The sequence below is a fragment of the Mesorhizobium sp. NPDC059054 genome, from assembly GCF_042739215.1.
Lineage (GTDB): Bacteria > Pseudomonadota > Alphaproteobacteria > Rhizobiales > Rhizobiaceae > Mesorhizobium.
The window spans coordinates 1,511,821-1,537,475 of record NZ_JBHYHV010000001.1 but is presented as its reverse complement, the minus strand read 5'-3'; the positions used below and the strand labels follow the sequence as shown (position 1 = coordinate 1,537,475).

Below are 25,655 nucleotides of genomic sequence, written 5' to 3'. Positions count from 1 at the left end.
ACCGGACACTCTTCGATCCGCCAGCAGAAAAACCATGCGAGTGCCGATGCCAGACACGATCTCGAATTCCCCAATCCTTGTCGCCGGCACCGGTCCGGCCGGCTTGATCACCGCTCTTGGTTTTGCCCATGCCGGATTTCCAGTAACCTTAGTTGGCCCAGAGGCTAATGCCTCCGATGGCCGCACCACCGCACTGATGAATCCGGCGCTGAAAGTGCTCGACCGCATCGGCGTCCTTGGTGAACTGCAGCCCGTGGCTGCTCCCCTCAAGATCATGCGCATCGTCGATGCCACACGACGTCTCATCCGCAGTCCGGTCGTTACTTTTCGCGCAAGCGAGATCGACGAAGAGCAGTTCGGCCTCAACTTCCCCAACAATGTGCTCAACCCAGTTCTGGCCAAGGTCGTGGAGGTCTCGCCCGGGATCGATTGGCGCAAGTCCCTCGTCACGAGCTGGTCTCTCGACGGGGATACGGCAACAGCGATCCTTGCCGACGGCACTTCTGTTTCCGGTGCCCTTGCCGTTGCCGCTGATGGTCGTCTGTCGCCTGCACGCGAAGCCGCAGGCATAACGACGGCCAAACGCACCTATCCGCAAGCCGCTTTGGTGCTGAATTTCGGTCATCGGGTCGAGCATGGCTTTGTGTCGACTGAATTCCACACCGAGACAGGTCCGTGCACGCAGGTTCCCCTGCCTGGCAATCGCTCGAGCCTCGTCTGGGTGGTTGAGCCGGAAATGGCCAAGGAATTGGCGGCGCTCGATGATGCCGCACTTTCAGTCAAGGTCGAGGAACGGATGCAGTCGATGCTCGGCCGCGTCAGCGTCGAACCTGGGCGGCAGATCTACCCGCTTTCAGCCGCCACCCCGCTGCGCTTTGCTGCAAAACGCATCGCGTTGGTCGGTGAGGCGGCCCATGTCTTCCCACCAATCGGCGCACAAGGTCTAAACCTTGGTATCAGGGATATCGACGATCTCATTGATGTTGCTTTGAAAAACCAAGGTGATCCGGGCGCTGCTGCGGCGCTCGCCGCTTACGATTTCAAGCGGCGGCCCGACATCCTGGCGAGAAGCGGCGCAGTCAACCTGCTCAACATGTCGCTGCTGTCGGACATGCTGCCGGCACAGATGGCGCGCAGCGCGGGCCTTGGCCTGCTCGGCGGCTTCGCGCCGCTCCGCGCCTTCTTCATGCGCGAGGGTCTACGCCCCGGCAGCGGCTTCGCGGCCCTGGCCGGAGGCTTAAGGGAACAGATCCGGCGGTAGGATGCCGTTGCGGATCAGATAGAGCAGCCCCGTCACCGTAAAGACCGACAGGCAGGTGGTGATCAGCACGCTGGCCGAAGCGCGCTGCACCCAAACGCCATATTGCTGGGCAATGACGAAGACGTTGGTCGCCGTCGGCAACGCAGCCAGAAGCACCGCAGAAAACAGCCAGGCCGGCGAGAAATTGCCAACAGCGCTCAGCACCACATAACAGAGCAGCGGGTGCACGATGAGCTTCAGCAGCGCGATCGGCAACATTTCGGCCGGCACACGGTTCAGGGGCCGCAAAGCCAGCGTCACGCCCATGGCGAACAGCGCGCATGGTGCGGCCGCGTTCGACAGGTAGACCAGCAGCCTTTCCGCCGGCACCGGTGGCCGGAACTGGAAATAGGCCGCGGCAACGCCGACGGCCGTGGCGATGATGAAGGGATGGAGGACGATCTTGCGAACAACCTCCAGGATCAGTTCCGGCGCGGGGCGTTTTTCGCCGCCAGACAACGCCATCATCATCGGTGCAACGGCAAAATGGATGATGTTTTCAAAACAGAAAATGAGTGCCACCGGCACCGCGGCCTGTTCGCCAAAAGCAAGCAATGCCAGCCCCGGCCCCATATAGCCGATATTGCCATAGGCCGCGGCCAGCGCCTTGATTGTCGACTGGGCGATCTCGCCGCGCGACATGATGACGGAAGCGGCAAACATCAGGGAAAAGACGACATAGGTCGAAAAGACCGAGCCCAGGATGAAATTCCATTCGGTCAGCTTCTCGAACGGCGTCTTGGCAAGAAGCTGGAAGAACAGCGCCGGCAAAGCGACATAGATGATGAAGGTGTTCATCCATCCCAGCGCCTCCAGCGGCTGCCTGGTCAGCCGCGCCACCAGAAAACCCAAGAAGATCAACCCGAAGAAAGGCAGGACCAGACCGATGACTTCCGACATGCCGTTCCCCGACAATTCTTGCTCCGGCCTATAGGCTGATCAGGGAGGGTGCAAGCTTGGCAGGATTGAATTGCGGCAGTTCCTGCGCCAAATAACAATGGAAAGTTGTGTGGTGAGTATGATGAAAACAGCCAGATTCTCAATCGGACAAGTGGTTCGCCATCGGCTGTTTCCGTTTCGCGGCATCATCTTCGATGTCGACCCGCAATTCGCCAACACCGAAGAATGGTATGAATCAATCCCCGCGGAAGTCAGGCCGCGCAAGGATCAGCCTTTCTATCATCTGTTGGCCGAGAACTCGGAGACCGAGTACATCGCCTACGTCTCGGAGCAGAATCTGCTCGAAGACGATTCCGGCGAGCCGGTACGGCACCCGCAGATCAACGAATTGTTCGACAAGACGGCTGACGGGCGTTACGAGCCCAAGCATCATTCCAAACACTGATCTGGTCGAGAACCCCGGTTTTCGCAAACAAAAAGGGCTCCGAAATCCGGAGCCCTTTTTTGTTCGGCGTCGCAGTGCCGATCAGACGTCCTTCTTCTGCGGCGTAATGCGCAGTTCGAGCTCGCGCAGCTGTGTCAACGTCGCCGGGCTCGGCGCGCCCATCAGCAGGTCCTGTGCCTGCTGGTTCATCGGGAACAGCGAGATCTCGCGCAGGTTCTTGGCGCCGACCAGCAGCATGATGATACGGTCGATGCCGAACGCCGCACCGCCATGCGGCGGCGCGCCGTACTGGAAGGCGCGGTAGAGACCGCCGAAACGCTCTTCCACATCCTGCTGGCTCAATCCAACCTTTTCGAAGGCAGCAACCATGGTTTCCGGCGACTGGTTGCGGATCGAGCCGGAAGCGATCTCGAAGCCGTTGCAGACGGCGTCGTACTGGAAAGCCTTGATGGTGAGCGGATCCTGGTTCTTCAACGCCTCCAGGCCACCCTGCGGCATGGAGAACGGGTTGTGCGCGAAGTCGACCTTCTTCTCGTCTTCGTTCCACTCGAAGAACGGGAAGTCGACGATCCAGCACAGCTCGAAGCGGTCGCGGTCGACGAGGTTCAGTTCCTCGCCCGCACGGGTGCGTGCCTCGCCGGCGAATTTGTAGAACTTGTCCGGTTCACCAGCGACGAAGAAGCAGGCGTCGCCGTCATCAAGGCCGAGCTGGGTGCGGACGGCCTCGGTGCGCTCCTCACCGATGTTCTTGGCGAGTGGGCCTGCACCTTCCAGCTTTTCGGCTTCCTTGCGCCAGAAGATGTAACCGAGACCAGGTTGACCCTGCTGCTGCGCCCAGGCGTTCATACGATCGCAGAAGGCACGCGAACCGCCTGTCTTGGCAGGGATTGCCCAGACCTGAACCTTCGGGTTCGAAGCAATCATGTTGGCGAAGACCTTGAAGCCTGAGCCGGCGAAATGGCTCGTCACCTCTTCCATGATGATGGGGTTGCGCAGGTCGGGCTTGTCGGAGCCGTATTTGCGGATCGCTTCGTCATAAGGGATGCGCGGCCATTCCTTGGTCACCGGCTTGCCTTCGGCGAACTGCTCGAACACCGAGGTCATCAGCGGCGTCATGGTGTTCCAGACGTCTTCCTGCGTAACGAAGCTCATCTCGAGGTCGAGCTGATAGAATTCGCCCGGCAGGCGGTCGGCGCGCGGATCTTCGTCGCGGAAGCATGGCGCGATTTGGAAGTAGCGGTCGAAGCCCGCCACCATCAGAAGCTGCTTGTACTGTTGCGGTGCCTGCGGCAGCGCGTAGAAATTGCCGGGGTGGATACGGCTCGGCACCAGGAAGTCGCGCGCGCCCTCCGGCGAGGAAGCCGTCAGGATCGGCGTCGAGTACTCGGCGAAACCGGCAGCCGTCATCTCGCGGCGCATGGCGGCAATGACCTGTGTGCGCTTGACGATGTTCTTGTGCAGCGTATCCCGGCGCAAATCGAGAAAACGGTACTTCAGGCGCACGTCCTCGGGATAATCCGGCTCGCCGAACACCGGCAGCGGCAGTTCCTTGGCAGCCGAAAGCACTTCGATCTCGCGCGCAAAAATCTCGATCTCGCCGGTCGGCAGGTTGGCGTTCGCAGTTTCCGCGGTACGTGCCTTGACGTCACCGTCGACGCGGATCACCCATTCGCCGCGCACCGTCTCGGCCGCCTTGAAGGCCGGCGAATCCGGATCGGCGACGATCTGGGTCAGGCCGTAGTGGTCGCGCAGATCGATGAACAGCAGGCCGCCGTGATCGCGCACGCGATGGACCCAGCCGGAGAGCCGAACATTCTGGCCGACATCCGACTTCCTGAGAGCTGCACAGGTGTGGCTGCGGTAACGATGCATAGGACTGCCATTCCAAGATTTCAGGGGTTCATGCGAACGGGCGGCGCAGTATGCGCGATGCCCGAAAATTGGCGCGAAAAGCGCACGCAAGCCGGCTTTTGTCAAGGTGAACGCGATAACTGAACAGCCATGCGGCCCGACCGGCCGCTCAGCCGGAGCCGTTACCGGTCAGAACTGCTTCTTCAGCCAGATGGTGGCGTGTCCTGGCGGATAGTCGTCAATGCGGCCGAACTCCTGAAAACCGTGACGTTTGTAGAATTCCGGCGCCTGGAAGGAAAAGGTTTCGAGATAGGCACCGAGACAGCCGCGTTCGCGCGCGATCGCTTCCGCCTTGGCGAGCAACTGGCTGCCAAGGCCGCCCTTGCGATTCTCAGGGCTCACCCACAACCAGTCGACGAACATCCAGGAATAGCCGGTATTGCCTTTGAGACCGCCCAGCACGCTGCCATCGTCGTCGCGCGCCAGGATCCAAAGCTCCTGGTGGTTGTAGGGCCCGCCCTTTGCGATGTTGTATTCGTCCAGCCCCTCGCCGATCATATCGGCGATGTCTTCATCGACTTCTGCGCTGACGGTCAGCATCACCATTGGACACCTGAGGTTTCACTTGAATAGAGGTCGGCGGATTCGGAATGTCTTTTTGGTGTTCCGTTTGCCGCGATATTTGCGATTCTCACTGAGCGGTTTCAAATCTGGCGGGAAAAAGGCCGTTATACGCAGCCGATAGCAAGAATGCGCCCATCTATGACTTGACGAAACCGGTCGGCAGGCGAGACAAGATCGCATTCCTTGCCAATGAGATTTTGATGCATCTGATAACAAGCCAAGAAGAACTGGATGCGGTTGTTCGCGAACTCGCCAAATCCGAATTCGTCACCGTCGATACCGAGTTCATCCGCGAAACCACATTCTGGCCGGTGCTTTGCCTGATCCAGATGGCGGCTCCGGGCGTTACCGCGTTGATCGATCCGCTGGCCCCTGGCCTCGACCTGAAGCCGTTCTTCGACCTCATGCGCAATGAGAAGGTCATCAAGGTTTTCCACGCCGCGCGCCAGGATATCGAAATCGTCGTCCATCTGGGTGATCTCGTGCCGCATCCGGTCTTCGACACCCAGGTTGCTGCGATGGTCTGTGGTTTCGGCGACAGCGTTTCTTATGACCAACTGGTGCAGAAGGTTACCGGTGCCCGCCTCGACAAGTCGTCGCGTTTCACCGATTGGCGCCACCGGCCGCTTTCCGACAAGCAGCTTGACTATGCGCTGGCCGACGTCACCCATCTGATCGACGTCTATAAGCACCTGAAAGACCAATTGGCCCGTGAGGATCGCGCCCATTGGTTGAATGAGGAGATGGAGGTGCTCACCTCCCGCGAGACGTACGACCCTCATCCCGAAGATGCCTGGAAGCGGCTGAAGATGCGGCTGCGCAAACCACAGGAACTGGCTGTGGTGCAGGCAGTCGCGGCCTGGCGCGAGCGCGAGGCAAGAGAGCGTGACGTACCGCGCGGACGGGTGCTGAAGGACGATGCGATCTATGAGATCGCGCAACAGGCGCCGCGTGACGCCAACGCGCTCGGCCGCCTGCGTACGACACCGAAAGGATGGGAGCGCTCGGCAACGGCGACCGCCCTGCTCGAAGCGGTCAATGCTGCATTGGCTCGTCCGAAGGAAGAGATGCCGAAACTGCCAAAGGTGTTTCAGCCGCCGGAAGGCACAAGCGCGGCGTCGGAACTGCTCAAGGTCCTGCTCCGGATCGTCGCCGAAAAACAAGGCGTTGCCGCCAAGGTGCTGGCGACCAGCGACGATATCGATCGGATTGCCGCGGAGGGCGAGGATGCCGACGTGCCGGCCTTGCAAGGCTGGCGTCGCGCCGTGTTCGGCGACGCCGCCCTGCGGCTCGTGCGCGGTGAAATCGGCATCAAGTTCGAAAAGCGCAGGATTGCTGTCTTCGACCTGAAATCCTGATCGCGAGGGCGAGGAGCGCCCTCGCCCGTTGCAAGGTTTGGTTCGCGCTCAGGCGCCGCCGTGGTAGTTCGGGCTCTCGCGCGTGATCGTCACGTCATGTGCATGGCTTTCCCGCAGACCGGCATTGGATATCCGCACGAAAGTTGCCCGCTCGCGCATGTCGCCAAGGTCGCGAGCACCGACATAGCCCATTGCCGCCCGCAAGCCACCGGCCAGTTGATGCAGTACCCCGGCCACCGGACCCTTGTAGGGGACCTGTCCTTCGATACCTTCCGGCACCAGCTTCAGCGTATCGCGCACTTCGGCCTGGAAATAACGGTCGGCCGAACCGCGCGCCATCGCGCCGACCGAACCCATGCCGCGATAGGCTTTGAACGAACGTCCCTGATGCAGGTAGACCTCGCCCGGGCTTTCGTCCGTGCCGGCCAGCAGCGAGCCGATCATGGCCGCATTGGCGCCGGCGGCCAGCGCCTTGGCAAGGTCGCCCGAATATTTGATGCCGCCGTCGGCGATGATCGAAATGCCGGCCTTGTCGGCCGTTTCCACCGCAGACATGATCGCCGAGAGCTGCGGTACGCCGACACCGGCGACGATGCGGGTGGTGCAGATCGAGCCAGGGCCGATGCCGACCTTGACACCGTCGGCGCCGGCATCGATCAGCGCCTGAGTGCCGGCCGCCGTGGCGACATTGCCGGCAATGATACGCACGGAGTTGGAAAGCTTCTTCGCCCGCGTCACCGCATCCAGCACGCGCTGCGAATGGCCGTGCGCGGTATCGATGACGAGAAGGTCGACGCCGGCGTCGATGAGGCGTTCGGCCCGTTCGAAACCATCATCGCCGACGCTGGTTGCCGCCGCGGCACGCAGGCGCCCCTGCGCGTCCTTGGTGGCATGCGGGTTGAGCTGTGATTTCTCGATGTCCTTGACGGTAATGAGACCGACGCAGTTGCCCTTCTTGTCGACCACAAGCAGCTTTTCGATGCGGTGCGAGTGCAGCAGGCGCTTGGCCTCGTCCTGATCGACGTTTTCCTTGACCGTGATCAGGTTCTCCCGCGTCATCAGTTCATAGACTTTCTGCGCGGGATTGGAGGCAAAACGCACGTCGCGGTTGGTGAGGATGCCGACCAGGCGACCCGTGATCTGACCGCCGGTGCCGCCATTCTCGACGACCGGGATGCCCGAAATGCCGTAGTGGCGCATCAGCCCGAGCGCATCCGCCAATGTCGCATCGGGGCCGATGGTGACTGGGTTCACCACCATGCCTGATTCGAACTTCTTCACCTGTCGGACCTGTTCGGCCTGTTCGGTGGGCGTAAAATTGCGATGGATGACGCCAATGCCGCCGGCCTGCGCCATGGCGATGGCCAGCCTTGCTTCGGTCACCGTATCCATGGCGGCCGAGATGATGGGAACGTTGAGTTCGATGTCGTTGGCAATGCGCGTGCGGATATCGGTTTCGCCCGGCATCACTTCCGAATGTCCCGGCTGCAGCAAGACGTCGTCGAAGGTCAGCGCGAGAGCGCCGGTAGCGGTTTCGATGATCTTTGCCATTGCCGATCCCTATCCAGACAAAATGGGGTCTAAAAACGAAACGGGCGCTGACCCGGATGGGTGCGCCGACTCGAAATTCCCTTTCAGGATTGGCGGTGGCTGGTAACACGTCTGATCGCCAATGGAAAGCGGCAACGGTCCTTGGCGGAACCACAACTGAAATTGTGGGAATAGCGGTGGCACATGCGCGGCCAGTTGCGTGGTTGTAATCGTCCTGCTTTACATGGCGTAGTGGTAATTTCCGGCGCGGGAGGGGCGGCGAAATTCATGACTAGCATTCAATGGGGACGAGAAGGTCAAGCCGAGGCCGCGGCAGACAGAAATGTACCAGGCGCCTTGGAACGTTTTTCTTTCAAGGGGCAAGCCGGAGAGTATTTCGGCATCTGGATCGTCAATGTACTTCTGACGATCATAACCCTTGGTATTTATTCGGCATGGGCCAAGGTCAGGCGCCAGCGCTACTTCTACGGCAACACGTATCTCGCCGGTTCGAGCTTCGAATATCACGCCAAGCCGAAGCAGATTTTGATCGGCCGCATCATCGTGATCGTGATTTTGATCGTCTACAATGTCCTGTTGAATTTGTTCCCGATCGTCGGTTTGCTTTTTGCACTGGGTTTCTTCCTGGCAATACCCTGGTTCATCATGCGCGGCCTTCGGTTTAACGCACGTGTGACGAGCTACCGCAACGTGCGACTGAACTTCAACGGCAGCTACTGGGGCGCGTTTCGCGCGTTCATTCTGTCGAGCGTCGTCGCTGGCCTATCACTGGGCATCCTGGCCCCCTTTGCATCCCGCTGGAGCTGGTGCTACCTGCTCGATAATCTGACCTATGGGGATCGCCCGATCTCTTCGAATCCCAGGATAGGCGACCTCTACAAGCCGTGGTGGCTGTCTGCCATCCTGACCGTCGTCGGATTGGCTGTCATTGTTTTTGTCGTCGCGGCAATAGGTTCGGCTTACGGTGCATTCGAAGCGCCGGGGAGCATCATGTCGGTGGTGCCGCTGGGTTTGCTGGTCGGTCTATTTCTCGTCTATTCCTTGCCTGTGCTGCTCTACAAAGCCGGCGTCCGCAACGTTGTCTTGAATGCAACGGTGCTAGACCATCGGCATTGCTTCATGTCGGAGGTTGGCAGATGGCGCTATGCGTGGATCGCCATCACAAATTTCTTGGCAACCATCTTCACGCTCGGTCTCGCCCGCCCCTGGGCTGCTGTCCGCATGGCCCGCTATCTCGCTGATCATACCGGCTTGCACGTGGTCGGTTCGCTCGACAATTATCTCAGTACCGTGCGCGATACAGGTTCCGCCGTCGGGGCTGAATTCATGGATATCGAAGGCTTCGACTTTGGTTTCTGAAGCCGCTCCAAAGACCGTTTCGGGTCTCTGGCGGTTGCCGGACTCCGGCAAAGCGACACCGGCGGTTATCACGATAGACGGCTCCGCGATGGTGTCGGTGAAGGGCGATGGCGTTGCCGTTTCCCTCCCGTTGTCAGCGCTTGGAATCTCCGACCGGGTTGGCTCGATCCCCCGTCTCGTCACGTTCCCCGAACGTGGTGTTTTCGAAACAGCGGACAACGATGGCATCGACGATTTGATGAAGCCGCACGTCAGCCGGCATTTCGACTTGATCCATCAACTCGAACAATTCCGCCCGCGCCTCATCCTCTTCATTGTCCTGGCTGTGGCATTCTGTTTTGCGCTTTATCGCTTCGCGGTGCCGGCCCTCGTGGAAATTGCCGTGCTTGTGACACCTCCGGTGGTGCCGCAGATGATGAGCCAAAGCGCTCTGGTTTCCCTCGATAAGACCGTGTTTCATGAAAGCGCATTGAACCCCGAACGGCAGAAAGCGCTTTCCGACAAATTCGCGCAGATCGCGGCATTGACGCCCAGCAGTGCCAAGAGCGCGTTCGGTCCGGCAGCTCCCCACACGCTCAATTTCCGCAAGGGGGGTATCATCGGCCCCAACGCGTTTGCGCTACCGGATGGCACGGTTGTCCTGACCGACGAACTCGTCGAACTGGCCGGACAGGATGATGAAATGATCCTCGGGGTACTCGCTCACGAGATTGGCCATGTCGTTCGCCAGCACAGTCTAAGGCAGATCTACCGTGCTGCCGGTGTGGCTACGTTGATCATGTTCATCGGCGGAGATATCGGTTCCGGCACAGAGGATGCCCTGGTGCAGGGGGCTGCCCTGCTGGCGCTTTCATATTCGCGCAGCGCCGAGACAGAGGCTGATCGCTACAGCGTCGAACTCATGCATAAAGCGGGCCACGACCCTGCCGCGATTACACGTTTCTTCGAATTGCTGCAAAACGAGCTGGGTGACGTGTCCGGCAAAAGCTTCCTCGCGACACATCCGGCGACACCCGAGCGCGTCGCCGAAACACGGCGCTACGCCGAAGAGATCACTGCCAGGAAATGACTTCCGGCCCATGCAAGCGGAAATTACGCGAGGTGCCTGCCGTTATCGCGGTTTCGTTTCCGCAGCACGATTGGCGTGCTCCGCTCCCGGATACTTGCAATGCCGGCTGGGTCGCACAAAAGTGACCGAACGAAATGGGACGCAACCGCATTGCCGTGATAACGGCGTCGACCGAACGATCCCGCCGCGGTTTCAAGGTCCAGACTTTTCGTGAACAGAATCATCCCGCTCGTTCTGGCCGTCGCATTGTTCATGGAAAACATGGACTCCACCGTCATCGCCACGTCGCTGCCAGCGATCGCGACGGATATCGAGACGAGCCCGATCGCGCTCAAGCTGGCGCTTACCGCCTATCTCGTGGCGCTCGCGATCTTCATCCCGATCAGCGGCTGGATGGCCGACCGTTTCGGGGCGCGGAACGTGTTTCGGGCAGCGATTGCCGTTTTCATCCTGGGCTCGGTGGCCTGCGCGATGGCTTATTCACTCGAGACCTTCGTGCTTGCCCGCTTCTTCCAGGGCATGGGCGGCGCGATGATGACGCCGGTCGGGCGCTTGGTGCTGGTGCGGGCAACGCCGAAGAGCGATCTCGTCGCTGCCATGTCCTGGCTGACCATTCCAGCACTGGTCGGGCCCCTCGTCGGCCCGCCGGTCGGCGGCTTCATCACCACCTACTTCTCCTGGCACTGGATCTTCCTGATCAACGTGCCGATCGGCATCGTCGGGATGCTGCTGGCGACGCGTTATCTGCCGAAAACGCCACCCGGCGAAACGCCGCCGCTCGACTATGTCGGCCTCATGCTGAGCGGGCTGGCTGCTTCCGGCATTGTCTTCGGGCTCTCGGTGGTCAGCCTGCCTGCGCTGCCCCCCATCGTCGGCTTTGTCACTGTGGTCGTCGGCTTGGTTTGTGGCGGGCTCTATCTTTGGCATGCGCGCCACGCCAAAAACCCGCTCCTGGCGCTCGACCTTTTTCAGAACCAGGCCTTTCGCGCATCGGTGCTCGGTGGCGGCCTGTTCCGCATCGGCATTGGCGCCGTGCCGTTCCTGCTGCCGCTGATGTTCCAGATCGGTTTCGGCCTGACGCCATTTCAGTCGGGCATGATCACCTTTGTCTCGGCTCTTGGCGCGATCGGCATGAAATTCGTCACCGCCTGGCTGTTCCGGGTCGCGGGTTTCCGGCGTGTCTTGATATGGGGCTCGCTTCTGGCAGCAGCCTCGATTGCCATCTACGGGCTGTTCACGCCGACGACGCCCTATTTCCTGATGCTGGCTGTGCTGCTTGCAGGAGGCTTCATCCGTTCGATGTTCTTCACCGGCGTCAACGCGCTTGCCTTTGCCGAGATTCCGGCCGAGGACACGTCAAAGGCAACGCCCATCACGGCAGTGGCGCAGCAGCTGAACATCGCGCTCGGCGTGGCGCTGGCGGGCGGTATCCTGGAGGTCTCCACCAAGGTGCATGGCGGCCCGCTCACCTTGAGCGACTTCCATATCGCCTTCTTCATCGTCGCCGCGGTGGCTGCGCTGGCGGCGTTGTCCTTCATGCGTCTGTCGCCGGATGCCGGCAATGCCGTCTCCGGTTACAAGGCGCAGCCTGGTAAACCGATCGAAAACGCTGCGCCAACAGTTTGAAGCGCCACGCTTATTTTTCGGCCGGCGCCCGCCCCTTGAAGTCCTTGGCCAGCAGATAGAGCTCGACCGACTCGTCGCGCGAAGCCGGCGGCTTGACGTGATGGACCGAGCGGAACGCTCGTTTCAGCATGTCCAGCAGCTCGTTTTCCGTGCCCCCCTGGAAGGTCTTGGTCAGGAAGTGGCCGCCGGGCTTCAAGACCGACATGGCGAAATCGGCCGCCACCTCGCACAGATGCATGGTGCGAAGATGGTCGGTGCGGCGATGCCCGGTCGTCGGTGCAGCCATGTCGGAGAGAACGATATCCGGTTCGCCGCCCAATTCTTCGATCAATCGTGCCGGCGCCGCGTCGTCGAGGAAATCCATCTGTACGATGGCGGCGCCGGGAACGGCATCCATTTCCAGATAGTCGATGCCGACCACATGCGGCGCTTCGGCCGTCGATTTCGTGCGCGCGGCCGCCACCTGGCACCAGCCGCCCGGCGCGGCACCGAGGTCGATCACCTTCTGGCCGGGTTTCAACAGATGGTGCTTGTCGTCGATCTCGATCAGCTTGTAGGCGGCGCGCGAACGATAGCCATCCGCCTTGGAGCGCTGGACGTACGGGTCGTTGAGATGCCGCTCCAGCCAGCGCCGGGACGATTCCTTCAGGCCGCGCTTCTTCTTGACCTTGGTGCGCAAGACACGCGTCGTGCTGCCAGCACCGTCCTTTTTGTTGGTCATTGCCGGCCCTCTGTCCGCCAGGAACCGCGCACAGCGCGGTCATCGGCCATCAATTCACTCAAGATACCCTCGCGCAAGCCACGGTCGGCCACGCGCAGGCGTTCCGACGGCCACACGGCTCGAATCGCCTCGAGAATCGCGCAACCGGCAAGAACCAGGTCGGCGCGGTCGGCACCGATGCAGGGGTTGGCAACGCGCTGCTGGAAATCCCAGCCCAGCAGCTTCTCCACCATGCGATCGACATTCTCGCGCCCCATCCACAAGCCGTCGACGCGGCGGCGGTCGTAGCGCTCCAGATCGAGATGGACCCCCGCAAGCGTGGTCACGGTGCCGGAGGTGCCGAGCAGGTGGAAATGCGGACCAGCAACCAGATGGCTCAGCCGATGGCGTCCTTCGAAGGCGGCAAGACGCTCGGCGACATCATCCACCATCGCTGCGAAGCTCTCACGCGTCACCGTGCGGCCGCCGAAGCGTTCGGCCAATGAGACGACGCCAACCGGCAGAGAAGTCCAGGAGACGATATGATTTGCCAGGCGTTGCGAGCGGCGGTTGCTGAGATCAATGAGTGCAATCTCGGAAGACCCGCCGCCGATGTCGAACAGCACCACGCCCTTGGTCTCGCGCTCAATCAGCGAACCGCAGCCCGAAACGGCGAGTCGCGCTTCGGTTTCACGGTCGATGATCTCCAGCTTCAGCCCGGCCTCGCGTTCAACCCGCTCCAGAAACTCGGCGCCATTGGCCGCCGACCGGCAGGCTTCGGTGGCGATCAGCCGCGCCCCCGCGACCTTGCGAAGACGCAGCTTATCGGCGCAGACCTTCAACGCCTCGATGGCGCGGTTCATGGCTGCGTCGCTCAACCGACCGCTTGCCGAAAGCCCCTCGCCCAGCCGCACGATACGCGAAAAGGCGTCGATCACCCTGAATTGTCCATGGCGACCCGGTACCGCTACCAGCAGACGGCAATTGTTGGTGCCAAGGTCGAGGGCGGCAAAGACCGGCAATTCGCCGTTCCATGAAGGGCGAGACCTCTGCTCGTACGGAGTAGGGTTGGCTGGTCTTGCCGGTTGAGGATTCGCGGCGACGGACTGCTGTCCTGTTCTCAGCGGAGCCTCGGTTGTAGCAGGACCCGGCATGACGCCGTCCGCGGGCGCGAAAACCTTTCGCCCGCGCCGCCGCTTGCGTCGTTTACGTCCCTTGGCTCCCGGTGGGGCCGAAGCGTGCGAATCCCATCGCACGCCACCATGGCTCTGTCCCTCGCGGCCTGTGGCCCGGGATCCAGGCTCGGGCGATGCCGAAATCCCCTCCGACATGCCGCCCTCCGGCGCTCCAGCGCCGGCGTCGCGGTCTTTCACTGTCAATTCCTTCCAGTGCCGCGCGAACCGGTGGTCCGGACGCTGCTGGCACGAATATTTTCGTAAGTTGGCGCCAGACTAGCAGCGCAAGGCCCAATCACCAAGACCCGCACGAAAATTGTCGACCGCCGCAGTAGCGTCACAAGTGTCGCCGTAAACGTGCCACAAGTGTTGAATAGCCGGCTTCGATCAGGCATTTCTGGTTTCAACGGGTTTGCTGGCGCTCGTCGTCGGTGCAAAACCTGCGCGGGGCATCGAAATAGGATGGGTTGGGGTTGCTGATGGCCATGACGGCATGAATTTCAGGCGTTTTATCTGGCCGGTGATAGGGCTGGCAGCTGTCGCCTTTTCCATATGGGTTCTTTTCAACGAACTGCGCGGTATTTCGCTGGACGATGTCTGGGCGAGTCTCGCTGCCATACGCTGGACGCATTGGCTGCTGGCGGCATTCAGTTCGGTCGTCGCTTACGCGGCCCTTGCCGGTTACGATCACATCGCCCTCATGCATCTTGAAAAGCGGGTGTCCTGGCTGTTCGTGACGCTGTGCTCTTTCACCACCTACGCGCTGTCGCACAACATTGGCGGCTCGGTGTTCTCCGGTGCTGTCATCCGCTACCGCGCCTATGCCACGCGTGGCCTGTCGGGCCAGCAAGTCGGCGTGCTGGTGGCGATCTGCTGGATCACCTTCGTGCTGTCATCGATCCTGCTGGGCGGCATCGTGCTGATTCTCATCCCGGACCTGTTCGATCGATTCGCCGATGTCAGTGCTTTCAAAGAGATCGGCTATGGCGGGCTGTCGGCGGGCGCCGGCATCGCCATGATTCTTCTGGTCGGCGCCTATGTCTTCGGCAGCTGGCTGCATCTGAACCCGCTGAAGATCGGCTCCGTTCAGATCCACTACCCCAGGCTGCCGATCGTGGCGCGGCAACTGGTGATCGGGCCGCTGGAAATCCTGGCGGCCGGCGCGATCCTCTATTTCGCGCTGCCTGTCGAAAACAATCCAGGCTACCTCGTTGTCTTCGCTATCTTCCTTGTCGCCTTTTCGGCGGCGCAGATCTCGCATGCACCCGGCGGCCTTGGCGTGTTCGAGGTCGTGTTCCTTGCCGGCCTGCCGCAGATGGATCAGGCCGGCGTCATCGCGGCGCTGCTGGTATTCCGGCTGTTCTACCTCATCATCCCGCTCATCCTGGCCCTGATTGTCGTGCTGCTGTTCGAGCGCTCGCAGTTCGGCCGCGCCACCAATTGAAACGCAGTCGAGGCTTGACTATTTCCGGAGCATGGCTACAAGGCAGCGCAGAAACGGGCACGCGGCCTACCGAGCCGCCGGCGGAAAGCCACAAGTTACTTCAGCTCGTTTCACCAAGGCATTGAGTTCAATGCTTTTTGGGGAATAGGTTAACGGTAGACCCACGGACTCTGACTCCGTTAGTCCTGGTTCGAATCCAGGTTCCCCAGCCAAATTGGATGCTCCGCCGATACGTTGGCTCTCCCGGCCTGTTGCGCTGCAGCCGAAGCTAAAGTTTCCGCAAGCAAATCAAAAGGTTGTCTGAAGACCGCCTGAACCTCACCTCGGGTCCATCCGCAGTTCGACAGCACCAGATTCAGAAGCCGTTTCTTTTCGTGCGCGGGTTGGCGGGCGAACAACTGGCTGGCGTTGCGAGCCAATTCGAGCAGCCGAATGCCGTCGTCCATGTATGATTCCTGAGCCTCGCCGTGGCGTTCGATCTTTCGTAACAGCCGCGTCTGCTCAACGCGCCACTGTGTCGACATGCGGTCATAGAAGGCGTTGTCGATGCGCCCGTCGAGTTTGTCGAGATACATGGCGTTCAAGCGATCTTCGATGCGCTTGTATTCGGTTTGGCATCTGTGGAGGGCTTGCTCATGTTCACGCTTCTCGTCCGCGTGGCTTGCCTTGAGTGCCTCCCGTACCCAGTCCAGCACTTCCTCGTCAAAATGCAGCGCGTCGAGTAGCGCTGCAAATGTCTGATCGAGCACCTCCTCGCGAACGTATTTGCGGCGGCAATCGGCATAGCCGCCCCGGCCTTTGTCGGTATGCCCGGTACAGTGGTAGTAGACGTATTTGCCTTTCTTGATCTCGGCCACGACCGCGCAGTTGCACTCGGTGCAGGTCATCAGGCCGGTGAAGGCAAACTCTTTCCCGCCAGAATGAATGGGAGTCGCATTGCGCCCCGTCAGGACACCCTGGACGCGTTCCCACAATTCGATCGACACCAGCGGCTCGTGTTTGCCTCGGTGCAGCTTGCCGTTCCACTGGAACAAGCCGGAATAAAGCCGATTGCGCAGGATCGCATGTGTCGTGCTCACGGGGACGAGATTGCCGCTCTTTGGATAGACCAGCCCGTCGGCATGGGCGGCTTTGGTGAGTGCTTTGAGTGAATACTGTCCCGTCGCGTAGCGTTCGAACAGCTTGACGACAATTGGCGCGAGCACAGGATCCGGCTCGATGACCTTCTTCCCGTCCTTGGCCACGACGTTGACATAGCCAAGCGGCGCTTTCGTTGGCCAAATGCCCTGCTCGGCTTTCTCCATCTGGCCCTTGCGCGCCTCCTCGGACAGATTGTCGATGTAGTTCTTGGCCATCAGCACCTTGATGCCATGCATGAACTTTTCCGAGGAACGGGAGTCCCGCGACAGTACCACGCCCTCTTTGGCGAGGTGGATCTCGACATTCAATTCGTCGAGCGTCACCCAGTCTTTGAGGTTGCGATAGAGCCGGTCGGTCTTTTCGACCAGGATGACGCGCACGCCCGGATGTTTGCGCAGATACTTGACCATCTCGCTGAAGTTGGTGCGTCCGCTGGCCTTGGCAGTCTCGATGTCGATGTATTCTTGGGCGATCGCGAACTGATTTTGCAGGGCGTAATCCCGAAGCAGCTTGCATTGCGCTGGTATGGAAAATCCCTCTTTCTCCTGCTCCTTGGAAGAGACACGAGCATAGAGCAGTGCTTTCACCAAGTTCGGGTTTTTTGGGAGTTGAATGGTGCGCTGATCCATCGTCGACGCTTCCTTGGTCATTGGGGTCGGCGGTAGTACCGGTGAGAATGACTAGGGCGGGCAGATCATTGACGCCTCAGGCCCATCGTCAACCCGGTTAGCAGATAATTTATGCCCCTCGCCTGCCGTTACTCCGCTGGATGATTACGCGGCACCGACTTTTGCGCCCGCTCTGTCCGATCCCAGTCAGAAAGGATGCGAAAGAAACCAGAGACATTCTCCACGATCTGCCGAGCATCTTCCTTGGACATAGATCGGCCGGTGCGACTTTCGAAAAGTCGAATAGTTTGTTCCAACACGGCGTCATTGACTTTGCGCTTGCACGACGACAAAGCCGTTTCGGCCGGCAATCCGCTGTCATCGTCTAAATAGTGCCCAGCTGTCTTCACCATTCCTGTTCCGCTCGGATTTCATCCGCATCGGAACAGCATCAGAGAAACTTCCAAAATCTCGAATGACCGTTATGTGCGCTTGCCTTGCCTTTTCTACCCCCTTCAGCAAACCAATAGGGCGAATGGACTCCTTCACTCTGTCGCTCGCGTGATGCGACTATGTCGTAGGGTCGATGCAGTGGTGGCGGGCGACGTCGTCGAGCACCGAACGGATATGAGGCCATGGGAAGTTGTGTGGGTCCTCCCAGTGCTCGCCGTTGCGTATGATGACCATCAGCTTAGCCAATATACCTTCGATGGAAGACACAGGAGACCGTGACAGGTCATCTAAAAGTGCCTGTTCCGCCGCTTCCGCTTGCCTTATCAGATCGTCTGTTCTCGAATACCCGATCTCAGCATCCGCAGCGTCCCATCGCGCCTGTTGCGCGGCCAAGCTCGCGAGTGCCCTACCCCATTCGACTTCGGGAAAATGGAGATCCTTGAGGTCCTCAATGGAATGGACCGTCACCTCATGGCCATCGCAAAGCTGCACGTCGATGCGAGGAAAACCCACCGTCCTAGCGAGATCTGTTTCCAACTGATGTTGCCGGTGGCACAGCGTCAGTGTCTTATCGTGAAGCCTCTGCCAGTTTTGGCAGAGGTCGAGAACAGCATCGCTTAGCTCCGGGTCGCTTCGTGGACCCTCGTGACTTGAAACTCCAAACGGCCAGAATACGCTTGTCACAGCAGCACCCGCAATTAGTCGCCTGCGCGTGACGGAAGGCAAAGTCGTGCTAATGTCGGAATCAGCCATGATCCGAGCTCCTTACAGCTTGGGTGTGGTTAGGCTGCTGAGGGTGGTGCTAACACCGTCAGCAGCCGCAGCGGCCAGACCCTATTATCGTATCAATGGTACGATAACTTGATTGAAATTTTGGATCAACGAAAATCGTATCTCTGTTACGAAATGAACATTATCCAATGCAAAATGGCGCGCGCTGCACTTGGCTGGGGAACGAGGGATTTGGCTCGGAACGCCAACGTATCACCTGACACCATCGCTCGATTTGAGCGAGGAGAACATCTCAAGAGTTCGACGGTAGCCGCGATACAGGCCACATTCGAGGCAGTTGGGATAGAATTTATACCGGAGAACGGTGGCGGTCCTGGCGTGCGCCTGTCACATCGCGCGAAGAGTACATGACGGATGCGGCCAAGATGGCGCTGCAGAGATACGATCTCAATTAGGCGGTGACTTCAGTCATCATCATCCAATCTCTGCCGCGACAGCAGCCATTCGACAAAGTCCTCTTGCTCTTCAGGGGAGTCGATGTCGTGCTCGAAGTGCAAGATCTCGCAAAATTCAGCTACGACCGCTTCGCGTGGAACACGTCGTTCAATGCGGTATTGCATCACGATTGCGAGCTTCCGGACGAGTGATTGATAGGCCGAATAGGCTTCGTAGGCAGAGTCATAAGGCGGTTTGTCAGCATCTTCTCTCGCACGAGGGCGTAGTCGACTAGGTGCTCTGAGTGAGGACGCACCTCCTGGAGGGCGGCCTGAATGTCCTCGAGGGAAAGATAGCCATCAGGCACGGTGCGGTCCTTCTGACGTGCGTCTCTGTTGACTTTTTTGCAGTCGGAGCAGACCGATACGAAGTGCGAGGCCCCGACCCAGAAGTCGTTCCGGTATTGAGGAAACAGTCGTGTCCTCCGTGTAATCGTCTCGAGGTCGGTCTCGTCAACGAGAACCCGAAGGCTCCTTACACCTCCTGACCATTTTTCAGTCTTGGCCTTCCTGACAATCTCCCGCTTCGCGCGGCCACAACAGGTGCAGGTCCAGTCCTCAGGCGCAGCCCCCCATGTCTTTGGAGAAACCGGATCGGAATAGGCTGCATACTCCTCGTCCGAAGGAGCAACAGCAGGGAGTACCCCCCGCGGTTCGGAAAAACGTAGCGAATCCAAGCTGACGGACCGAGTAAGGAATTCTGCCTGCAGCCCATTAATCTCGGACCTGCGGTCATCCGCACGAATCTGCTCGTAGAAGGCGTTCAACACAGTTTCCTGGCTGCCGAGTAGCTCCTGCATTGGTCTGATGCCCAGCCATCCCTCCCTGTCGTGCGAGATGCGACGGCTGCCAATCTCATGGATCAGCGTATCAAGAAGGTCTAATCGCATTTCAAAGCCATCACGTTGCTCCTCCCAGATCGACCGAGCTCTCACGACATCGATACCGTGATCTAAGCCAGCGCGCGGAATCGCAAATTTCTTGATTTCAGAGACGGTGAATGTGAAACGGCGATCGATTTCAGGAAGCAGTCTTTTAGCCTTCCCGTCGGCTGCATTGCATTCCGAACACACCATCGCTTCGGAAAAGCGCGACGTTATTTCCCTAGCGAGCCCCAGCATTTGCCCAGTACCGGGAAGCCTGTCCCGCCAGTCCTCTCCAAGCAGCTCCCCGGCACGCGGCCAGACGAGGTCCCGCAGGTGGTCGTGATGTATCTCCAGCTTTCCTAGAAGAATGCCTCGCTTGGAAAGTCGGAAGCATTGCCCTTTCGACCTACCACATCCGGCACAGGACCAAACCTGATGGGTCAGAGCCCAGTTGCGATTGAGGTCTAGGCCCTTCGCACCAGATGCCTTCATCGCCGCCTTCGTCTGCTCACTCCATCGGCCGTCGCGATCACTGAAATGCCATTGCATCTCCTCATCCGACAGACGCGATGGTCTGTAAAATATGAGATAAGCTCCCCAACTATTTGAATTCGGGTCCATATCCGGATCGAATTGGATGGGGTCGTCGTCATTGAATCCAAGTTGATACCTCACGAGAGGTTAAACGTGTCAGCATTAAGCTAAATAAACGGACCGCGTAGAGCGCCAGGTTTCACGCCCCCCCAAGTATCAAGTGCTTGAACTAGCGGAAAGAGAGCCTTCTCCTCAGACCACTCGAAATAGGGCGCAGGTTGCCTGGCATCGATATCAAAGAGGCAGTCAAGCCTTGTACCTCGCCTCGAAAGAAGGAAATGGAAGGAACGGACGTGTAGAATCGGGTAATAATCTCGGCGGATGATGGATTGTGGTTGCACTCAATTTGATCGGCGGGGGCCGTGGAACAGGACAACGAAGTAGTAGCGGAAATCTCGACTGCGGATGAGAAGGCTGTATCTGACGGGCGTTTCACGTTCGTTAGACACGGAGACCAGGCAACTCAGCAGCTTGACTGGGACAGGGGACCTGAGAAGGTGCGCAAGGCACTTGCAGATGCCCTTGGTGCGCGCAACGTCGCATTCCTACTCGGGGCGGGCTGTTCTTCTATGGTCGTCGAAAAGGCAGAACGTGGCATACCAACCATGCTTCCGCTTGCCAAGGAATTCTGTGGCACCATAGCCCCTCCGAGACCCGAAGTGAGGAGTGAGACAGCAGCCGTGCCCGATGATGCGGATGCGCGTTCCTCATCAACGCCCCAGTGGGCGCTGAACGCTAGCGAAATCTCTTGGCTCGCTGGCTACGGTCTATCGCTCGATGGTGGGTATGCCAAGAACCTAGAGCGACTGATGGAGACACTTTACGCTCTCCGGTTCGTGCTCGATCGCAGCGACGATTTGGGCGATTTCGAGGAAGTCGCGACGGTCAGCGGCATTATTGAGAAAGTACATGCCTTCCTTTGGGAGCGATGCACCGAGGGGCCTTTCTCGAATGGCGACCACAGTGTTCTCGACCTGTACGAATCTTTCTATCGTCGATTAGTGCTACGCGACCGCTCGTTGCCTCGTCCTTGGGTATTCACAACGAACTACGATCTTTTCAACGAGCGTGCGATGGATCGCTTGGGCTTGCCCTACTCCAATGGTTTTTCAGGTGTGGTGGAGCGACGGTTCAACCCTGCTACATTTCGTTATGCTCTTGCCGAACAGCTCGACTTAACAAACCGGAAGTGGTCAGCGGTGGACGGCTTCGTCTACCTTTGCAAGCTGCACGGCTCGATCAGTTGGACTGAAGACGATCACGGGCTGTTTCCAATCCGAGAAACATGGCCGCAGACATCACCCTCAAAGGTAATGATCTTCCCAACGCCAGCCAAGCAGAACTCAAGTCTCGGTTCCCCGTATTCTGATCTCTTCCGCGAGTTCCAGTCACGGGTTGTCCGAGAGCAGAGCGTTCTGATCACTATGGGCTATGCATTCGGTGACGAGCATCTGAACAACATCATCTATCAAGCGCTGACGATCCCAACGTTCCGCCTGATTATTTATGCTGACCCCAATTCAGGCGGCGAAATCGCCAAACTTCGGGCGCTTGGCGACCCGCGAATCTGGATAATTGGTGGTCCCGGCCCCACCGACGGCGCTCCAGCGCACTACTTCAGCACAATTGTGGAGCATCTACTGCCTCGCCGGCCGTCCGATCGCATCGACGAGGCGGTCAAGTTGGTGCTGCGCACGATGGCCTCAGGGACCACAGCGACAGCGGACGGAGTAGCCAGTGACGACTGACGATCGGCGGCGCACCATCGGCTCAGTGGTGTCGGTCTCGGCCGACAAGTTCGTGATAGAAATGAAGGGTGACACGGACAGCTTTACGGTAGTGGGTTTTGACGACGTTCACTATGTCGCCCGATTGGGATCGTTTGTCATGATCCTGGCGCAGACTGATTATGTCGTAGCAGAGATCGTTGGACTTCGGGAACGCGACACCGCTGCGGGCAGTGATCTGGATAGGGCGGCTTCAGCTAAATTTCTGGACGTAGTGCCAGTGGGCATGCTCCCAATAGAGGGGGGAAAGTTCAGGTTCGGCGTTTCCGTCTTCCCCTCGCTCTACGCCGACGCGCTATACGCGCTGGACCGCGAGCTTGACCGTATCTTTGATACTAGTCCGGCCACGGAGCCTTCAACCGGGTTGGACGGGGCCGGCCCTGTCCCGCCCGAAGCCACCCGATTGCGAATCCTTGAGATAGGCAAGTCGGTAGTGTTCGAGGAATACCTTGTGAAGGTGCGAATCGACGAATTCTTCGGTGGCCATGCCGCAGTGCTGGGCAACACCGGTAGCGGCAAGTCCTGTACGGTGGCATCAATCCTTCAGGAGCTTTTCGAAAAACGGGACGAACATCACGCCAGGGGTGCAACGTTCGTGGTGTTTGACGTCAACGGCGAATACCATCAGGCGTTCAGCAACATTGCCAATGACACCAAGATCGGAGTCGACAGACTCATCCTCGACGGCACCGCTGCCGCGGGACGTTTTCGTATTCCGCATTGGTTCCTTGATCTGTCGGAATGGGAATTGCTGCTCCAGGCGAGCGAGCGGACGCAAGTACCGATCTTGCGAATGGCCCTGGGGCTGGCGACGCTGTTTGGCGGAACCGCGAGTCAACAACTCAATCAGATCCGCAACCACATCCTCGCCAAGTGTATAACCCAAATCCTCTCAGACGAAACACCGCCGGGCGCTAAGCAAACGCGCATTCTCGGAATTATGCAGCGCTTTAGCACTGCCGAAATCAATTCGAACACAATCGGCGATCTGATTGAGGTCAATTACGGCACGATGCAATACATTAACGATGCCTTTGAACGCCTTATAGGCGCAGACGGACATGGCGGCTTTCTTATTCCCGACTTTAAGATGCCCGAGTATGGCAATATTCCTTTTGATTTCGAGGCACTGGGGGATGCGATCGACCTGGCGCTGCTTTACGAGGAAGCGCACGGCAATCGCCAAATCCGCGACTATTGCTCGCAAATGGTCACCCGCTTCAAAGCTTTGCTAGAGCGGCAAGACTATGACTTTCTTCGCCATACCGCAGTTGGCGCACCGAACGATGCCAAAGCATTTCTCGCCAGTCTATTAGGCTTGATCCCGCATGGGCAGGGACATCTGAAGTCGGCGCAGATCGTTATCATTGATATGAACTCCGTCGACGATGAAGTCGTCGAGTTGGTGAGCGCAGTCGTAGCTCGCATGATTTTCAGGCTGCTGCGTCAGGCCGAACCGCGTAACCGGTTCCCCGTCCACCTGCTTCTGGAGGAGGCGCATCGCTACATCTCGGCCACACCGTCGCGTTATGCCCTGGAGGCCGGACGCGTGTTCGACAGGATCGCTAAAGAGGGCCGAAAATACGGACTTATCCTGCTGGTCGCATCCCAGCGGCCAAGCGAGTTATCGAAGACTGTTCTCTCGCAGTGTTCTAATTTTGTCGTTCACCGGATCCAGAATCCCGACGATCTGTCACAGATCAGGCAAATGTCACCGACGATATCTGAGGGAGTGTTACGACGATTGCCTTCACTCCCGAAGCAGCATGCGTTGGTGTTTGGAAATTCGGTAAACTTACCCACCACTTTCAAGGTGCGACGGGCAGATCCGCTGCCCGCGAGCGACGATGCGCATATCAGTGCTCTTTGGTTTCAGGAGACTGGTCGCTGCACTCCCCTATCGCTTTCCAATGGTCAGGAGGTCATCCTCAGTGACGATGAAGATGAAGGCGATCTCCTAAGGTAGGCGTTGGGTGGCTCGTTGAGCCTTGGTCAAGGTTCACAGTAGGGTCAATCCTCGCAGCCATGCTCCCCCTTGAGTGTCTCGGGCCGAACTTTAAGCCTTAAATTTCACCTTTCGAAACGCCCCATTCTCGGATAATGGCGAATCCGCCAATAAAACTGGGGAACAATAAAATGGCCGAGGAAAACCCACCTTCCACCGACATACTCACCGAACTCACTGCTGAGATCGTAAGCGCTTACGTTGCCAACAATCCCGTACCGGTATCCGAGTTGCCAGGTGTCATCGCTAGCGTCTTTCACAGCCTAAGCGGTATCAATAGCCCGAAGGAACCGATTGTTGAGCCGCAGAAACCCCGCATCTCCATCAAGAAGTCGGTAACGCGCGACTACATCATAAGTCTGGAGGACGGAAAGCAATATCGAACGCTGAAGCGGCACCTGACAACCTTGGGGCTAACACCGGAACAGTACCGTGAGAAATGGTCTCTTCCATCTGACTATCCAATGGTGGCCGAAAGCTATTCAGAACAGCGGTCGGCGCTTGCTAAAAATCTCGGATTGGGAAGGAAGCCGAAGGGAAAGCGGATTAAGAAGGATATCGCAAAATAGGAACTTTGGGCTTGCGGTACCTAATGACGCGGAGGAACCGCGACCTATCTAGACACAAAGCCGGTTGAATTTAATGAGGGAGGGTCCAGCGGCAAGTCAGAAGAGGTCGTTGAGCTTAGCTCTCAACTCCGTTACGAAAGCTACCGCGAGCGCAGAGTAGCGACTTTCCGGAGAGGTCATCCCAACCATATCGGCAGCCATTTCACGCGCCAAATCCAAGAACTCGTCAATCGGCTGGCCTGCCGCTTCGGCTTGTTCCGCCACATTAAGCAATTTGCGGAGTCTTTCTTCTCTTACACGCAGTTCCAGCAATAGCTTCGTTCGCTCTTGGATAAGACCCATACGGTTCAGGCCGTATACGTGGATCGATGCCTTCCCCTCCGGGCTTTCGCTCCCATCGACAGCAATTGAAGATACTGCCACTGAAGTGGCTCCTTCGACCGGCCAGAGAATGTACCCGTCGGGGTTTGTCCGTGTTGGATCGATCAGCAACGGTTGCTCGTTGTCGATAGCGTCGGCCTCAGTGCGAGCCCAAATTCCATTTCTAGTCGGGAATGAGTCTTTCTTACCCGAGTTCTTTGTCTTGCCTTCATAAAAGGCAGTTTCGAGCTCGTGTAGAGTTTCGCCCAAAGTTGCTGTTACCTGCCGACGGCGTCGATTGCAGTCGATGCAGCTTGCAAGAAGATTGTCCCAGCGCATCGCCAACCACCAGTAGCCCAAGTGATCTGGATCATCTTCCACACCTCCTTTCGGACGGTAGTGCTCTACGTCTACTGGTTGAGAGGCTTGATAGGGTGTCTCACAGTATGCGCACTTCCCCTTGAAGAGCTTGTCGAGGGCTTTGTGTACGTCGTCCGCCGTATATGCCTTGAATTTGTAACTCTTCTTGGGAGGTGGAGTTGCCCCATAGTACGCGCGCGCCTTCTCAAGCTCGGTCTTTCCAGCGCTATCCGCACTAGCAAGAGACGGAGGTTCCGCAACATCATTCCGGTTGACGAAGCGCAC

At 58.7% G+C, this 25,655-nt stretch carries 23 protein-coding genes and 1 tRNA gene; 12 read left to right on the top strand and 12 right to left on the bottom strand.

The features are described from left to right. Positions 1 to 46: 46 nt before the first annotated feature. Positions 47 to 1,261, top strand: coding sequence for a UbiH/UbiF family hydroxylase (locus ACFWXH_RS07355; RefSeq protein WP_379119005.1), 1,215 nt, complete (start codon positions 47 to 49; stop codon positions 1,259 to 1,261). On the opposite strand, the gene ACFWXH_RS07350 is transcribed toward ACFWXH_RS07355, so the two are convergent. Continuing rightward, on the bottom strand, positions 1,238 to 2,200 hold the full coding sequence (locus ACFWXH_RS07350; RefSeq protein ID WP_379118732.1) for an AEC family transporter: 963 nt from the start codon (positions 2,198 to 2,200) through the stop codon (positions 1,238 to 1,240). The genes ACFWXH_RS07355 and ACFWXH_RS07350 overlap by 24 nt on opposite strands. 121 nt (positions 2,201 to 2,321) lie before the next feature. On the opposite strand from ACFWXH_RS07350, the gene hspQ reads away from it, so the two are divergent. Beyond that, positions 2,322 to 2,645 carry a heat shock protein HspQ gene (gene hspQ, locus ACFWXH_RS07345; protein WP_054310027.1) on the top strand — a complete coding sequence of 108 codons (324 nt, stop codon included), beginning with the start codon at positions 2,322 to 2,324 and terminating at the stop codon, positions 2,643 to 2,645. Positions 2,646 to 2,726: 81 nt separating this feature from the next. Here hspQ and aspS read toward each other — a convergent pair whose 3' ends face one another. Together aspS and ACFWXH_RS07335 are read right to left on the bottom strand one after the other, a co-directional pair. Beyond that, a complete protein-coding gene (aspS, locus tag ACFWXH_RS07340; protein WP_379118730.1) occupies positions 2,727 to 4,517 on the bottom strand; it encodes an aspartate--tRNA ligase in 1,791 nt (596 codons plus the stop codon). Positions 4,518 to 4,685: 168 nt separating this feature from the next. Continuing rightward, complete coding sequence (locus tag ACFWXH_RS07335; protein WP_379118728.1) at positions 4,686 to 5,102, bottom strand: GNAT family N-acetyltransferase; 417 nt, start codon at positions 5,100 to 5,102, stop codon at positions 4,686 to 4,688. A gap of 218 nt (positions 5,103 to 5,320) precedes the next feature. Here ACFWXH_RS07335 and rnd point away from each other — a divergent pair, with 218 nt between their 5' ends. Beyond that, positions 5,321 to 6,478 carry a ribonuclease D gene (rnd, locus tag ACFWXH_RS07330; RefSeq protein ID WP_379118726.1) on the top strand — a complete coding sequence of 386 codons (1,158 nt, stop codon included), beginning with the start codon at positions 5,321 to 5,323 and terminating at the stop codon, positions 6,476 to 6,478. 48 nt (positions 6,479 to 6,526) lie between these two features. Here rnd and guaB read toward each other — a convergent pair whose 3' ends face one another. Then, a complete protein-coding gene (gene guaB / locus ACFWXH_RS07325) occupies positions 6,527 to 8,029 on the bottom strand; it encodes an IMP dehydrogenase (RefSeq protein WP_379118724.1) in 1,503 nt (500 codons plus the stop codon). Between the two features lie 267 nt (positions 8,030 to 8,296). Between guaB and ACFWXH_RS07320 the strand changes: the two genes are divergently transcribed. The 3 genes from ACFWXH_RS07320 (at position 8,297) to ACFWXH_RS07310 (ending at position 12,083) form a co-directional block, all read left to right on the top strand. Then, on the top strand, positions 8,297 to 9,388 hold the full coding sequence (locus ACFWXH_RS07320; RefSeq protein WP_379119003.1) for a YjgN family protein: 1,092 nt from the start codon (positions 8,297 to 8,299) through the stop codon (positions 9,386 to 9,388). Next, positions 9,378 to 10,457: a M48 family metallopeptidase gene (locus ACFWXH_RS07315; RefSeq protein ID WP_379119001.1), complete on the top strand. Its 1,080-nt coding sequence runs from the start codon at positions 9,378 to 9,380 to the stop codon at positions 10,455 to 10,457. The genes ACFWXH_RS07320 and ACFWXH_RS07315 overlap by 11 nt, the downstream gene beginning before the upstream one ends. A gap of 210 nt (positions 10,458 to 10,667) precedes the next feature. Further along, on the top strand, positions 10,668 to 12,083 hold the full coding sequence (locus ACFWXH_RS07310; RefSeq protein WP_379118722.1) for a DHA2 family efflux MFS transporter permease subunit: 1,416 nt from the start codon (positions 10,668 to 10,670) through the stop codon (positions 12,081 to 12,083). Between the two features lie 10 nt (positions 12,084 to 12,093). On the opposite strand, the gene ACFWXH_RS07305 is transcribed toward ACFWXH_RS07310, so the two are convergent. Next, positions 12,094 to 12,804 (bottom strand): RlmE family RNA methyltransferase, encoded by a 711-nt coding sequence (locus ACFWXH_RS07305; RefSeq protein ID WP_379118720.1) that lies wholly within the window; start codon positions 12,802 to 12,804, stop codon positions 12,094 to 12,096. After that, entirely contained in the window at positions 12,801 to 14,156 is a 1,356-nt protein-coding gene (locus tag ACFWXH_RS07300) for a Ppx/GppA phosphatase family protein (protein WP_379118718.1), read from the bottom strand. Before ACFWXH_RS07300 ends, ACFWXH_RS07305 begins: the two co-directional genes overlap by 4 nt. 295 nt (positions 14,157 to 14,451) lie before the next feature. Here ACFWXH_RS07300 and ACFWXH_RS07295 point away from each other — a divergent pair, with 295 nt between their 5' ends. Both ACFWXH_RS07295 and ACFWXH_RS07290 read left to right on the top strand, forming a co-directional pair. Next, a complete protein-coding gene (locus ACFWXH_RS07295; protein ID WP_379118716.1) occupies positions 14,452 to 15,402 on the top strand; it encodes a lysylphosphatidylglycerol synthase domain-containing protein in 951 nt (316 codons plus the stop codon). A 138-nt stretch (positions 15,403 to 15,540) separates the two neighbouring features. Next, positions 15,541 to 15,614: transfer RNA gene (locus tag ACFWXH_RS07290), tRNA-Gln, on the top strand. On the opposite strand, the gene ACFWXH_RS07285 is transcribed toward ACFWXH_RS07290, so the two are convergent. From ACFWXH_RS07285 to ACFWXH_RS07275, 3 genes are all read right to left on the bottom strand, one after another. After that, entirely contained in the window at positions 15,582 to 17,171 is a 1,590-nt protein-coding gene (locus tag ACFWXH_RS07285) for a recombinase family protein (protein ID WP_379118714.1), read from the bottom strand. The genes ACFWXH_RS07290 and ACFWXH_RS07285 overlap by 33 nt on opposite strands. A gap of 128 nt (positions 17,172 to 17,299) precedes the next feature. Beyond that, positions 17,300 to 17,563, bottom strand: coding sequence for a hypothetical protein (locus ACFWXH_RS07280; RefSeq protein WP_379118712.1), 264 nt, complete (start codon positions 17,561 to 17,563; stop codon positions 17,300 to 17,302). A 157-nt stretch (positions 17,564 to 17,720) separates the two neighbouring features. Further along, positions 17,721 to 18,356 (bottom strand): hypothetical protein, encoded by a 636-nt coding sequence (locus ACFWXH_RS07275; RefSeq protein ID WP_379112617.1) that lies wholly within the window; start codon positions 18,354 to 18,356, stop codon positions 17,721 to 17,723. 153 nt (positions 18,357 to 18,509) lie between these two features. On the opposite strand from ACFWXH_RS07275, the gene ACFWXH_RS07270 reads away from it, so the two are divergent. After that, complete coding sequence (locus ACFWXH_RS07270; RefSeq protein ID WP_379113129.1) at positions 18,510 to 18,746, top strand: multiprotein-bridging factor 1 family protein; 237 nt, start codon at positions 18,510 to 18,512, stop codon at positions 18,744 to 18,746. Positions 18,747 to 18,799: 53 nt separating this feature from the next. Here the strand turns inward: ACFWXH_RS07270 and ACFWXH_RS07265 are convergent, their stop codons facing one another. Further along, the gene (locus tag ACFWXH_RS07265) at positions 18,800 to 18,958 is read right to left on the bottom strand and encodes a hypothetical protein (protein WP_379112620.1); all 159 of its coding nucleotides are present in this window, start codon (positions 18,956 to 18,958) and stop codon (positions 18,800 to 18,802) included. Further along, positions 18,955 to 20,244 carry a hypothetical protein gene (locus ACFWXH_RS07260; protein WP_379112621.1) on the bottom strand — a complete coding sequence of 430 codons (1,290 nt, stop codon included), beginning with the start codon at positions 20,242 to 20,244 and terminating at the stop codon, positions 18,955 to 18,957. The genes ACFWXH_RS07265 and ACFWXH_RS07260 overlap by 4 nt, the downstream gene beginning before the upstream one ends. A gap of 407 nt (positions 20,245 to 20,651) precedes the next feature. Here ACFWXH_RS07260 and ACFWXH_RS07255 point away from each other — a divergent pair, with 407 nt between their 5' ends. The 3 genes from ACFWXH_RS07255 (at position 20,652) to ACFWXH_RS07245 (ending at position 24,650) form a co-directional block, all read left to right on the top strand. Beyond that, positions 20,652 to 22,037, top strand: coding sequence for an SIR2 family protein (locus tag ACFWXH_RS07255; RefSeq protein WP_379112624.1), 1,386 nt, complete (start codon positions 20,652 to 20,654; stop codon positions 22,035 to 22,037). Beyond that, positions 22,027 to 24,042, top strand: coding sequence for an ATP-binding protein (locus ACFWXH_RS07250; RefSeq protein ID WP_379112627.1), 2,016 nt, complete (start codon positions 22,027 to 22,029; stop codon positions 24,040 to 24,042). The genes ACFWXH_RS07255 and ACFWXH_RS07250 overlap by 11 nt, the downstream gene beginning before the upstream one ends. Before the next feature lie 170 nt (positions 24,043 to 24,212). Next, positions 24,213 to 24,650 carry a MucR family transcriptional regulator gene (locus ACFWXH_RS07245; RefSeq protein ID WP_379112630.1) on the top strand — a complete coding sequence of 146 codons (438 nt, stop codon included), beginning with the start codon at positions 24,213 to 24,215 and terminating at the stop codon, positions 24,648 to 24,650. A 96-nt stretch (positions 24,651 to 24,746) separates the two neighbouring features. On the opposite strand, the gene ACFWXH_RS07240 is transcribed toward ACFWXH_RS07245, so the two are convergent. Beyond that, positions 24,747 to 25,655, bottom strand: a complete 909-nt coding sequence (locus ACFWXH_RS07240) for a hypothetical protein (RefSeq protein ID WP_379112633.1) — start codon at positions 25,653 to 25,655, stop codon at positions 24,747 to 24,749.